Origin of the sequence: Shewanella sp. T24-MNA-CIBAN-0130 (assembly GCF_040310185.1) — a bacterium.
Classification (GTDB): Bacteria; Pseudomonadota; Gammaproteobacteria; order Enterobacterales; family Shewanellaceae; genus Shewanella; species Shewanella psychromarinicola.
The window spans coordinates 13,819-27,268 of sequence record NZ_JBEOPP010000043.1 but is presented as its reverse complement, the minus strand read 5'-3'; the positions used below and the strand labels follow the sequence as shown (position 1 = coordinate 27,268).

Annotated in this window: 10 protein-coding genes; 8 read left to right on the top strand and 2 right to left on the bottom strand. The window is 42.4% G+C overall.

Annotated elements, in window-relative coordinates; translation table 11 throughout:
- Positions 1-193: 193 nt before the first annotated feature.
- Together AAEZ02_RS15810 and barA are read right to left on the bottom strand one after the other, a co-directional pair.
- Complete coding sequence (locus tag AAEZ02_RS15810; RefSeq protein WP_351123919.1) at positions 194-790, bottom strand: YjaG family protein; 597 nt, start codon at positions 788-790, stop codon at positions 194-196.
- Positions 780-3,620, bottom strand: coding sequence for a two-component sensor histidine kinase BarA (barA, locus tag AAEZ02_RS15805; RefSeq protein WP_472909135.1), 2,841 nt, complete (start codon positions 3,618-3,620; stop codon positions 780-782). The genes AAEZ02_RS15810 and barA overlap by 11 nt, the downstream gene beginning before the upstream one ends.
- 120 nt (positions 3,621-3,740) lie before the next feature.
- Here barA and rlmD point away from each other — a divergent pair, with 120 nt between their 5' ends.
- The 8 genes from rlmD (at position 3,741) to ispF (ending at position 13,440) form a co-directional block, all read left to right on the top strand.
- Positions 3,741-5,108 carry a 23S rRNA (uracil(1939)-C(5))-methyltransferase RlmD gene (gene rlmD, locus AAEZ02_RS15800; protein WP_124012040.1) on the top strand — a complete coding sequence of 456 codons (1,368 nt, stop codon included), beginning with the start codon at positions 3,741-3,743 and terminating at the stop codon, positions 5,106-5,108.
- Positions 5,109-5,290: 182 nt separating this feature from the next.
- Entirely contained in the window at positions 5,291-7,498 is a 2,208-nt protein-coding gene (gene relA, locus AAEZ02_RS15795) for a GTP diphosphokinase (protein WP_101032463.1), read from the top strand.
- 84 nt (positions 7,499-7,582) lie between these two features.
- Positions 7,583-8,404, top strand: a complete 822-nt coding sequence (gene mazG, locus AAEZ02_RS15790; RefSeq protein WP_351078916.1) for a nucleoside triphosphate pyrophosphohydrolase — start codon at positions 7,583-7,585, stop codon at positions 8,402-8,404.
- 114 nt (positions 8,405-8,518) lie between these two features.
- Complete coding sequence (gene pyrG, locus AAEZ02_RS15785; RefSeq protein ID WP_101032461.1) at positions 8,519-10,156, top strand: CTP synthase; 1,638 nt, start codon at positions 8,519-8,521, stop codon at positions 10,154-10,156.
- Between the two features lie 274 nt (positions 10,157-10,430).
- Positions 10,431-11,732: a phosphopyruvate hydratase gene (gene eno / locus AAEZ02_RS15780; RefSeq protein ID WP_101032460.1), complete on the top strand. Its 1,302-nt coding sequence runs from the start codon at positions 10,431-10,433 to the stop codon at positions 11,730-11,732.
- 101 nt (positions 11,733-11,833) lie between these two features.
- Positions 11,834-12,136: a cell division protein FtsB gene (gene ftsB / locus AAEZ02_RS15775; RefSeq protein WP_101032459.1), complete on the top strand. Its 303-nt coding sequence runs from the start codon at positions 11,834-11,836 to the stop codon at positions 12,134-12,136.
- A 62-nt stretch (positions 12,137-12,198) separates the two neighbouring features.
- Positions 12,199-12,897, top strand: a complete 699-nt coding sequence (gene ispD, locus AAEZ02_RS15770; protein WP_124012038.1) for a 2-C-methyl-D-erythritol 4-phosphate cytidylyltransferase — start codon at positions 12,199-12,201, stop codon at positions 12,895-12,897.
- Between the two features lie 63 nt (positions 12,898-12,960).
- Positions 12,961-13,440 (top strand): 2-C-methyl-D-erythritol 2,4-cyclodiphosphate synthase, encoded by a 480-nt coding sequence (gene ispF, locus AAEZ02_RS15765; protein ID WP_101032457.1) that lies wholly within the window; start codon positions 12,961-12,963, stop codon positions 13,438-13,440.
- Positions 13,441-13,450 lie beyond the last annotated feature (10 nt).

The window sequence follows — 13,450 nt, the reverse complement described above, 5'->3', positions numbered from 1 at the left end:
CTTGTTTTCTTCGATGCGATAATCGTACTAATAATAATCCCCGCCGAGCTTAATGACCGGTCATTCACGTCCAGTTATCGGTTTCTCTATGTGGGTTGCTGCCGCTGAAACTGTGATAAAAAATTTTGGCTATGACGCTCAATCAAAAGCCTGGAATAGTTTCCAGGCTAAGTAAAATCTATTGATAGTATTGCTACAGACTAATGCCGATATTAGACACACCCGTTTCGATAATATCTTTACGTAAACCTTTAACCAACTCGATGTTGATCTCAGGATTGGCTTCGATAATGTCGAGTAACATACCTTGTAATTGTTTTTCTTCTTCCATTACTGGGTGTGAAAACACAAATTCATCCAGCGCTTCATCCATTAATGATTCCTCACTAATAGCCTCAATGTAGTTAGCCACAGTACTTGATGATAACTTACTGATATTAGTAATATCTTCTTCAATTTTTCCGTCTATTGCACCCATTAAAGTGGCAATGGCCACTGCAGCATCCATGGCGGGATAAGCACCATAGGCTTCAAATTGGCTTGGATCAGGGGTGTTTTCATCCAGACGTTGCAAATGCACATCAATATTGAATTTAAGCTTTTTGTCATATTGGCTTTGCCATAATAACTCTAATGCCGTGCTTAGGACCTGTGGTTGGCCAAACTCACAGACTTCAGAAAACAGTTGGTAGTTGGGCAGCATTCGTTGGCACAGTGCGAGGGCAAAAAGCTGCTTTTGAGGTAACGATAATGCCTTTAGGCGTTTAAAAAAACCGATTTTACTGGTCATGGGGTACATCCACTGATAGCTGGTTTATTACTTGATTTGCTGCCGATTCTACCTTAGTTAACTCATCAAGTAACTCTAGTATTTCAGGTTCTAAGTCATCGATGTCAATTTTATGCTTTAATCCTGACTCAATATCCCTACACAGCTTTTGTGTTGTCGGTACGCCGCAATAACATGTTGCACCATGCAGCTTATGTACGGCTTGGAGTAATGTCTGTGCGTCTCTGGCTATGAATGCTGTATCGATAGCGGCTGTTGTTTCGGGTAATGAATGAACCAACATCTTTAACATATCTAAGGCTAAATCTGTTTTTTGGTTCGCTTGGGTTAAACACAAATCCCAATTTAGTACATGGGAATCAAAATGGGTCAATTGTGGTTTAGTTATCCAGCGGCTAATCACCCCTTTTAGTGATAGTTCATCAATGGGTTTGGGTAAAAAACCATCCATACCACTGGCTAAAATATTGTTACGCTCTTCGGCGATAGCGTGTGCCGTTACTGCAATGATGGGCGTATTACGATTGAGTGATTCTGAGCGTATTTGCTGGGTTGCGCTAATGCCGTCAGTTCCAGGCATTTGAATATCCATAAAGATTAAGTCAAACGCTTGTGCCTTAGTTTGCTTTATCGCATCGTCGCCATTATTGACTGTGACCACATTCTCAACTAATTCTTTGAGTAAAGTATCAATTAACTTTAGATTAGCCATATTATCGTCAACGGCTAATACCGATGCTTTCAGGCGTGGCGATGGGTCTGGGCTAATCAGTTCAGGGAGACGCACTGAAGTTGAAGGCACCGGAGGATAGATTAAATGATGTGCTAGGGTAAAATCGCTGACTGGAGTGTTGAGTAATACATCTGCATTGGCTTTGAGCACATTGATGATCATGTCTTGATTTAAACAGTCATGCAATAAAATAAGGCAGTCGGTATGCTGCCTGGCTTGTTGCAAGAAATGGATAAAGACCGTATTGTCCGCAAAACCATGACAGCTCATGATGATGTAATCAAACTTGCTGGTTTTACTTTGTAATACTGATGTGAGGTTTTCTAGATTTGCAACATTAGTGATAATTAATTGCCATGACACTAAGCGGCGATTTAATGTATCGCGGGTTAATTCCCGAGGCTCATACAACAATACTGATTTATGTTGCAATACATCAACGGTAAGTACTTCACCAATTTCGAATTGACTGATCCCAAGCGGCAGAATAAACCAGAAATTTGAGCCTTTATTTGGCGCAGAGGTAAAGCCTATTTGGCCACCCATTTGGTTAATTAAGCGTTTGGTGATCACCAAGCCTAGTCCTGTGCCGCCAAAGCGGCGTGAGATAGATGAGTCGGCCTGGCCAAATGCTTGGAATAGATACTCTTGTTGGCTTTCATTAACACCAATACCGGTATCGATAATTTCGCAGCGTAAGGTGATGTTATCTTCGTCTTGACCCACCAAGTGTATCTTGAGTATTACGCTGCCCTTGTCGGTAAATTTGATAGCGTTACCGACTAAGTTGGTAATAATTTGACTGACTCTCATCGCGTCACCACTGACGCTCTCTGGCACATTCGCGTCGATGTCGATAACCAGTTCTAGGCCTTTCTCTTGGGCGCTACCAGCAATAATCGTCAAGGTTTCTGTGAGTGTTTCACGCAGTGCGAATGGCATTTTCTCTAATACCATTTTACCGGCTTCTAGTTTCGAGAAATCGAGAATGTCGTTGATAATGCCAAGTAAGTTACTGGCACTGCGTTCAATGGTTTTAATGTAGTCGAGCTGGCTGGTATGCAATGGTGTTTTGAGTAGCTGCTTTGCAAATCCAATGACGCCATTAAGTGGTGTTCGTAACTCATGGGACATGTTAGCTAAAAATTCAGATTTTATACGGCTCGCTTCAAGGGCCCGTTTTTTGGCAATGTCGAGCTCAACGTTTTGAATTTCAATCTGTTCAAGGGTTTCACGTAAATCTGAGGTGGCTTGATCAATGTTTTGCTGCATTTCATCGTGATATTCTGACAATGAGCCTGCCATTGCGTTGATGCCTCGTTTAAGCAAGTCAAGTTCACCAATTAAGTTGCCTTCTAGGCGAGTATCAAGCTTACCTTCACGGATTTTGGCGACTACACGAACCATTTCTGTAATGGGGTAGTTAACGTGTTTGACTAAGCGAAAGGTAAAAAACAGGTTAAATTGTACGCCAATTAATACGATAATAAACGCGGCGATTGCCGCTCGATGTTGCTCGAGCAGGGCGTTTTCCTTATTCAGTAATACTGAAATGTATCCTAATATCCGCTCTTGTTGACTGTTGTAAATGGGCTCTACGGTATCATTGACTGAGGAATTGTTATCGATGTTGCCATCACTCGGGCGATTCATACTGGCAACCGGTTTTGGTTCTAAGCCAGTATGAGATATTATTGGCACACGAATGACTAACGTATCGCCAATTGTTTCATTTTCTGTCCCGAGTAAGTTTGCCAAAGCTTGTTTGTAGCGCATAGATTCAAAATCTTTGTGGTAGTGCGAGGTCACAAAGAGTTGGTTTTCGGCATCAAAAACCGCAATAGAGAGGATCAATGATGCGTTGTTAATTTGCGATGCGGCGAGTATACGTTTAGTGGATTCACGGTCTTGATTGATAATACTAAATTCACTGGCAATCGCTAACGGTTCAACAATATTGCTGCCTTTTTCAATTAAGGTTTGTTCTAATTCATAAAAGCGGTTTATCGTGAAATAACTTCCAAGTAGAATACCCACTACGATAGTGGGTGCTAACGCAAGTACCAGAACCCAAGAGCGTAGGCTATATTTGGTCATATTGTTGGCACTTTTCATGGTAGTTAGGTGTGTCCCTATTACTAAATCGTTGATATTGCGTCTAGACTGCCAGATATGGCGCACTCTTGACTAGTTTTTTATTCAATACCTGAGGCCGAAATGGCACAATTTTTCCAAGCAAAACCGAACAAATCTAAGCAATTATCAGCAAAGCTCAGCCTCAGCGTGACTCAACTTGATCATTTAGGTGCGGGCATAGCGCAACATCAAGGTAAAATTGTGTTTATTCCTGGTGTGCTGCCAGGAGAGACGGCCACAGTACAATTTGTGGAACAAAAGAAAAGCTATGCTAAGGCCAAGTTAATTGCTATTGATGTGGCATCTGCTCATCGAATCACCCCTCATTGTCCTCATTATCATCAATGCGGCGGCTGTGATTTACAGCATATGGACACGAATGTGCAACGCGATCATAAGCAAACTAGCTTAGTTGATCTCATCAGCAAGCTGTCCAGTGCTAAAACCATTGAAGCCGATATCATCGCAGAACCTTTAGTGGGAGAGGCGTGGCATTACCGTCGACGTGCCAGATTGGCAACATTATTCGATAAAAATTCTCAGCGGCTACAACTTGGATTTCGTGCAGCAAATAGCAATAAAATTGTCTCTATTCAGCAGTGCCCTGTATTAGCAGAGTCTTTATCCGCGTTAATTACCCCATTGGCGGTTAATTTAAATCAACTCAAAGCTAAGGCTAGTTTAGGGCATGTTGAACTTACCCAAGCCGATAACGGTAATTTTGCCGTATTAAGAGTCACCAAAGTCTTGCCAGCATCCGATATTCGTTGGTTAACGGGCTTTGCTGAAAAACATCAACTTAACTTATTATTGCAAGATGATGCTGGTCAATTGACGCAATTGTATCCGTTGTCACAAGCCAATGATGATGTAGTCGCGTTACCTTATTATCATCTTGCACAGGAATCGGTTCGCTGCTCGTTCACGCCAGGCAATTTTGTTCAGGTTAATGGTGCTATTAATCAGGCCATGGTGGATCAAGCCATTGAGTGGTTAGCCCCTCAGGCTGGTGAGCGTATTCTAGACTTGTTTTGTGGTGTGGGTAATTTCAGTTTACCCTTGGCTCGACGAGCTGCAGAGGTTATAGGTGTTGAAGGTGTACCTGAAATGGTGCAACAAGCTAAACAAAATGCTATTGATAACCAGTTAGATAATGTCACCTTTCATCATGCTGATTTGAGTGCCGATTTATCGACACAAACCTGGTTAGGCAAAATTGATAAGCTGTTGCTTGATCCTGCTCGAGCAGGAGCCTTTGAAAGTTTACAATGGTTACAGAAAATGCAACCTAAAAAAGTGGTCTATGTTTCATGTAATCCAGCAAGTTTAGCCCGCGACAGTAGTGTATTATTAGCCAATGGTTATCGTATTGCCCAAGTGGGTTTAGTTGATATGTTCCCGCAGACACACCATATTGAAGCGATGGTGTTATTTGAATTAGATAAATAAACATCAGTTTTAGCCATACACGATAGGTATGCTAAAAATTTGTTCAACTGAGCACTATTGAATTGACAACACAATGTAGATTTTCAAGATAGGCCGTTTAGTTGTTTTAACACCATGTCTGCACCGATTTGAGTGGATGCTATGGTTGAATATCAGTCGGTCATGCGGCTAAGGAAGGGTTCATGGTATCTGTTCGCGAAGCACATTTTAATACGCAAGCATTCCATCTAGATGAATGGGTGGCTCGTTATCTTGTCGATAAAGATGACGCGCAAACCTTATTGGAATTGATCCAGCATGTTGAGGCCTTACCGGTTAAAAATAAACTGGCTCACACCGAGTTGCTGGCACGTGCACGTGAAATGATTGAAATTCTTGCGCCGCTGAATATGGACATTGAAACGCTGCAAGCCGCAGTGTTGTTTTTGCTCCTGGATGCTGGCGTTCTCAATGAAGAGCAAATTATAGCGCAATACGGTGATAATCTTGCCAAATTAGTCGCCAGCGTCGTGACCATGAATGCCATTGGGGCGTTAAAAGTCAGTAAAAACTCACGTGATGCTGAACCGCAAATCGACAATATTCGAAAAATGCTATTGGCAATGGTTGAAGATGTTCGCGCCGTAGTGATCAAATTAGCCGAACGAGTGTGTTTACTGCGCGCGGTAAAAAATTCCGATGAAGAAACTCGGGTGTTGTTAGCGCGTGAAATTGCCGATATCTATGCACCATTAGCAAACCGTTTGGGGATTGGCCAGCTTAAGTGGGAACTTGAGGACATTTCTTTTCGCTATTTACATCCAACGGTTTATAAAGACATCGCCAAACAACTTGATGGCAAGCGTGTTGATCGTGAAGTGTTTATCGACAAATTTGTGACCCAGTTGCAACAGCGTTTAGACAGTGATGATATTCGCGCTAAAGTGTACGGTCGTCCTAAGCACATTTACAGTATTTGGCGCAAAATGAAGGGCAAAGATCTTAAGTTTGATGAGCTTTTTGACGTTCGAGCTGTACGTATCGTTACCGACAGATTACAAGATTGCTATGGTGCATTAGGGGTTGTACACGACCTTTGGCATCATATTCCGCGTGAGTTTGACGATTATGTCGCCAATCCAAAACCTAATGGTTATCAATCTATTCATACTGTGGTTGTTGGGCCTGAAGGCAAAACAGTAGAAATTCAAATTCGTACCGAAGCGATGCATCAAGACGCTGAACTTGGGGTCGCCGCGCATTGGAAATACAAAGAAGGTGCCAGTACCACCAAACAAACGGGTTACGAAGAAAAAATTAATTGGCTGCGTAAAATTTTACAGTGGCAAGAAGATGTGGCCGAAAGTGGTAATTTGGTTGACGAAGTCCGCAGTCAAGTCTTTGAAGACCGAGTGTATGTATTCACCCCTAGCGGAGAAGTCGTCGACTTACCGTTAGGCTCAACTGTGCTCGATTTTGCTTACTATATTCACTCACAAGTGGGTCATAAGTGCATTGGCGCCAAAGTCGATGGCCGCATTGTACCATTCACTTACCAAGTTGAAACCGGTGAGCGTATTGAAATTATCACCTCAAAAACCCCAAACCCTAAACGTGACTGGCTTAATCTTAATTTAGGTTATATAAAATCATCCCGTTCGCGCTCAAAAATACAACATTGGTTTAAACAACAAGACCGCGATAAAAATATTGCCGCGGGTAAAGAGATGCTTGAGTCTGAATTAGCCCGTGTAGGTTTAAAAGTTAAAGACGCAGTCGTGGCGGTTGAGCGCTTTAATTTAAATTCAATGGATGACATGCTGGCTGCCATCGGTGGGGGAGACTTACGCTTAAATCAAGTGGTTAACTTTACTGACACCTTAATTCATAAGGTAGAAGACACTGACGAAGACTTACTTGAAGATATTATAAAGAAAGCGTCAAATAAACCTAAAAGATCGAGTAAAGGCCAAGTTGAAGTCAATGGTGTGGGTAATTTAATGAGCCACATTGCACGTTGTTGCCAACCGGTACCTGGCGATGAGATTTTTGGCTATATTACTATGGGACGGGGTATCTCTGTGCACCGCAGTGATTGCGAGCAAGTAAAAGAGTTAATGCGCGCTCATCCTGAACGTAGCGTGGATGTCATTTGGGGGGAAAACTACTCTGGTGGTTATCGTATCCGCGTAAGAGTCCTTGCCAATGATCGCAGTGGTTTACTGCGAGATTTAACCACAGTGCTTGCAGCAGAAAAATCCAATGTGATGGCCATGAGTTCATCTTCTGATGTTAAAAGCCAAACAGCCACCGTAGAGCTTGAACTTGAGCTGTATAATTTAGATGGTTTATCACGAATTATCGCGAAACTGTCGCAAGTTGATGGTGTTATTGAATCTCGTCGATTATAAATAACCTCATGTATTAATTGAACAGGCATCTACTTATTAGGTGCCTTTTTTTATTAGGTTTCACCCCCAAAAGAGGCCCTTTCTATGGCAGATATTCAATCGTTACTGACCATCATGCAGCAATTACGCAATCCTGATTCTGGTTGCCCTTGGGATCTGGCTCAAGACTTTGCCAGTATAGTGCCCTTTACATTAGAAGAGGCTTACGAGGTCGTTGATACGATTGAGCGACAAGCATGGGAGGAATTACCTGATGAACTGGGTGATTTACTGTTTCAGGTGGTGTTTTATTGTCAACTGGGGCAAGAGCAAGGTAAGTTTGATTTTTCCACCGTGATTGAGCGCATTAGTGATAAGTTGATTCGTCGTCATCCGCACGTGTTTGCCCAGCCAGAAACCGAAGCGACTGTGGCAATCACCAATACCGATGATTTAAGCCACGCGTGGGATAAATTAAAAGGGTCTGAACGTCAGCAAAAACAACTGCACTCCGCTTTAGATGATATTCCCCAAGCATTACCTGCGCTAACCCGAGCACGAAAAATTCAACATCGAGTCGCTAAAGTCGGTTTTGATTGGGCAGAACTGGCCCCTGTGGTTGCCAAAGTACATGAAGAAATAGATGAAGTGCTGGTTGAGGTGAGTAAACGGGATCAAAACCCTGATTTCTATCAGCCTAGGATTGTTGATGAAATGGGTGATTTGCTATTTGCCGTAGTCAATCTCGCCCGTCATTTAAAGGTTGATCCTGAGCAAGCTCTACGCCAAGCCAATCAGAAATTTGAACGTAGATTTCGAGGTGTAGAGCAGCACGTAGCTGAAAACGGCAAACCTATAGAAAACCATACTCTGGACGAATTAGACCGGTACTGGAATGCGGTGAAACAAGATGAAAACGCAAATTAAGCTAAAATTAGCGCGTTTAAGTTTGTCGAAACGAGGTGGCTTTGCTATAATATCGTCCCATCCTAGTGCTTTCTTACAAGCACGTTTTTTTCCAATATATTTCTCAGGTTCAGCATGACTACAAGGTATATCTTCGTTACTGGTGGCGTTGTTTCATCACTAGGTAAAGGCATTGCAGCAGCTTCGCTGGCGGCAATTTTAGAGGCGCGTGGCCTCAATGTAACCATTATGAAACTTGACCCTTATATTAACGTCGATCCGGGTACCATGAGTCCCACTCAGCACGGTGAAGTTTTCGTCACTGAAGATGGTGCTGAAACCGATCTCGACTTAGGTCATTACGAACGTTTTATTCGCACCAAAATGAATCGCCGCAATAACTTTACTACTGGCCGTATTTACGAAGAAGTCATTAGTAAAGAACGTCGTGGTGATTATTTAGGCGCAACGATTCAGGTTATCCCTCATATTACTAATGCCATTAAAGCAAGAGTGTTAGCCGGTGGTGAAGGCCATGATGTGGCGATTGTGGAAATCGGTGGCACTGTAGGTGATATTGAATCATTACCGTTTCTTGAGTCTATTCGTCAATTAGGTGCAGAGCTAGGACGTGAACGCACGTTATTTATGCATTTAACCTTAGTGCCATTCTTAGGCGCTGCAGGTGAAATTAAAACCAAGCCAACTCAGCACTCTGTTAAAGAGTTACGCTCTATTGGTATTGCTCCGGATGTACTGGTTTGTCGTGGCGACCGTGCGGTTCCAGCAATTGAAAAAGCCAAAATCTCGCTATTCTGTAATGTTGAAGAACGGGCGGTTATTTCATTAAAAGACGTAGATAGCATCTATAAAATCCCTGCATTATTACGCTCGCAAGGATTGGATGATCTGGTTATCAAACGTTTCAACCTCGATTGCAACGAAGCCGATTTGTCTGAATGGGAACATGTTATTTACCAAGAAGCTAACCCTAATGGTGAAGTGACCATTGGTATGGTTGGTAAATACATTGAACTACCTGATGCCTATAAATCAGTTAACGAAGCATTAAAGCATGCGGGTATAAAAAACCGTGTGACGGTCAATATTAAATACATCGATTCGCAAACGGTTGAAGCCAAAGGCGAAGAAGTGTTGCAAGGCCTAGACGGTATTTTAGTCCCAGGTGGCTTTGGTGAGCGTGGCATAGAAGGTAAGATTTTTGCTGCTAAATTTGCCCGTGAAAACAAACTACCTTACTTTGGTATTTGTTTAGGCTTGCAAGTGGCGTTAATTGAATTTGCACGTAATGTTGCCGGTTTAGAAGGTGCACATTCAACGGAGTTTAATCAGCAGACTCCACATCCAGTGGTAGGGTTAATCACTGAATGGATTAACGATGATGGCGATATTGAACAACGTCATGAATCGTCTGACTTAGGTGGCACAATGCGTTTAGGCGCACAGCTTTGCCATTTGAAAGAAGGCTCTAAAGCTGCAATAGCTTACAAGTCAAATACTTGTGTTGAACGCCATCGTCATCGTTACGAAGTTAACAATAATTATATTGAGCGTTTAGAACAAGCGGGCCTAATATTCAGTGGATTGTCTTCTGATCGTAAATTGATTGAGATGATTGAGCTTGCTGATCATCCATGGTTTGTTGCGGGTCAATTCCATCCAGAATTCACCTCAACACCGCGCGATGGGCATCCATTATTTGAAGGGTTTATTGCCGCTTCTTATGCGTATCAAAAACGCGACATCGTTTAATCAACAAGCCGTTAATGCATGCATTAACGGCTTTTTTATTCAAAATGCTTGCGCGAGATCAAATAATCGCACCTATGATCTCAAACGAGAGTGAAAACTAAGTTGAAGCAAAGTCCAATTAGATTTATCCTAAGCACAAATCGAATTTAAATTACAAAACTGAAAGTTACATACCAATAAATCTGCTTTTCTGAGTGTTTTATGCTTTTGTATTGGTATTAACTTTTTATTTCTTTTAATTTTTTAATTTACTTACACAAAGTACGAGGGAATTATGGCTAACATCATTAAAGTGATTGGTCGCGAGATTATGGATTCGCGTGGTAACCCAACGGTTGAAGCAGAAGTGCATTTAGAAGGTGGTTTTGTGGGTATGGCTGCGGCACCATCTGGCGCCTCTACCGGTAGTCGCGAAGCATTAGAGCTTCGTGATGGCGACAAAACACGTTACTTAGGTAAAGGTGTACTTAAGGCCGTTGCTGCTGTAAATGGCCCAATTGCTGCAGCGCTTAAAGGTAAAGATGCATTGGCTCAAGCTGAACTTGACCAAATCATGATTGACTTAGATGGCACAGAAAACAAAGCAAAATTTGGCGCTAACGCGATTCTTGCTGTGTCTCTTGCGGCTGCTAAAGCGGCTGCGGCAGCTAAACACGTACCTTTATATGCTCACATTGCTGATTTAAACGGTACACCTGGTGTTTACTCTATGCCACTTCCAATGATGAATATCATCAATGGTGGCGAGCACGCAGATAATAGCGTTGATATTCAAGAGTTCATGATCCAACCCGTTGGTGCTAAGACTTTCCGTGAAGGCTTACGTATGGGCGCGGAAGTATTCCACAGCTTAGCTAAAGTGCTTAAAGCTGACGGTCACTCAACGGCTGTGGGTGATGAAGGTGGTTTTGCGCCTAACCTAGCCTCTAACGAAGCGGCACTTGCTGCAATCAAAGTGGCTGTTGCAAACGCTGGTTACGAGTTAGGTAAAGACATCACGTTAGCGATGGATTGTGCTGCATCTGAGTTTTACGACAAAGAAGCAAATATTTACGATCTTAAAGGTGAAGGCAAAAAATTCACTTCTGAAGAATTTAATTTCTTCTTACAAGATCTTACTACACGTTACCCAATCGTTTCTATCGAAGATGGTCTTGACGAGTCTGACTGGGATGGTTTCGCTCACCAAACTAAACTAATGGGCGATAAAATCCAATTAGTGGGTGACGATCTATTCGTAACAAATACAAAAATTCTTAAGCGTGGTATCGACAATGGTATCGCTAACTCTATCCTAATTAAATTCAACCAAATCGGTACATTAACTGAAACCTTGGCTGCCATTAAAATGGCTAAAGATGCAGGCTTTACTGTTGTAATCTCTCACCGTAGTGGCGAGACAGAAGATTCAACGATTGCTGATTTAGCTGTTGGTACCGCGGCAGGCCAAATTAAAACAGGGTCACTAAGCCGTAGTGACCGTGTTGCGAAATACAACCAATTGCTACGTATCGAAGAAGCCCTAGGTTCAAAAGCACCTTACAACGGTCTTAAAGAAGTGAAAGGCCAAGCATAATTTTTTTTGCTTTAACTGAAAAAGGCCACCACTGGGTGGCCTTTTGTGTTGTACTATAACGGACATGTTTTCTAGGGGTTACTTCGACATAACTTAATATTATGAAACGATTACTATTTTTACTGATTTGTTTATTGTCACTTTTACAGTACCGACTTTGGCAGGGCGATAACAATTTTTCAGAATATGTCGTGCTGCAAACCCAAATAGCGGCCCAAGAACAAAGTAATGATAAGCTAGTCGCTCGAAATCAAATCCTCAAAGAAGAGATTATCGATTTAAAACGTGGCACCGAAGCGATTGAAGAACGTGCCCGCAACGAGTTGGGTATGGTTAAAGAAGGCGAAACGTTTTATCGGGTAGTAGGCAGTGAACTACGTGAGCTAAACCAATTTAATCGTTAATACTGTGTAACACCGCAGGCAAAACTCTTAATCATATTACTTTCAATTTTGGTACTGCTAATATGCTAAACAATCCTCGTTCTATTATTGCTATTGTTCCTGCCGCGGGTGTTGGTAGCCGCATGGGGGCTGATAAACCTAAGCAATATTTAATGCTTGGGCAACAAAGCATCCTCGCACATACATTAGATGCATTATTGGCTCATTCTGAAATAGACTTGGTGGTGGTAGCTCTACACCCAGAAGATAAGTATTTCAGTAAGTTACCACAATCTCAACATCCTAAGTTAACCCAAGTCATTGGTGGTGAAGAACGCGCTGATTCTGTTTTAGCGGCATTAGATTATGCACAGACTCTTAATCCTAATGCGTGGGCTCTGGTTCATGATGCCGCAAGACCTTGTGTAAGCCACGAAGATATTACCCAATTGATTGAGTCTGTACACATTCATCCTCAAGGCGCCATTCTTGCTGCGCCAGTTCGTGACACCATGAAGCGAAGTGACGCTAGTGGTCATATTGTCAGTACTGTCGATCGCGCGTTGCTATGGCATGCATTAACCCCACAGTTTTTTCCCGTATCATCTTTACGCAGCCATTTATCGGCCGCACTAGCGGCCCATGTCTCTATTACCGATGAAGCCAGTGCAATGGAATGGGCGGGAGTCATGCCGGGTCTGGTTCAAGGCCGAATGGATAACATTAAAGTGACTCATCCAGATGATTTACAGTTGGCGGCCTTGTTTATGTCACAAAAATAAATTGAACAGTTATAAACAACACTTGTTAATATCGCCTCATAACAAGTTAATATAAGGTTTTAAATGAATATTCGTATTGGTCATGGTTTTGATGTGCATAAGTTTGGCGGTGATAACCCACTCATTTTAGGTGGTGTGACGGTTCCTTATGACAGTGGGCTCATCGCCCATTCTGACGGTGATGTGGTATTGCATGCTATTAGTGATGCGATATTAGGCGCGATGGCGTTAGGGGATATAGGTCAACATTTTCCTGATACGGATGCCGACTTTGCGGGTGCCGATAGTCGTGTGTTATTAAAACACTGTTATCAACTTGCACTGCAAAAGCAATTTATATTAGGTAATTTAGATGTCACCATTATTGCTCAAGCACCTAAGATGGCGCCACATATTGAGGCTATACGTCAGTGCCTTAGTGCCGATTTACAAACGGATATCGATAACATTAATGTTAAAGCGACGACGACCGAGAAACTCGGTTTTACTGGACGTAAAGAAGGCATTGCTGTTGAAGCTGTTGTGTTGATGACGAGTCGATAACCTACAAAAT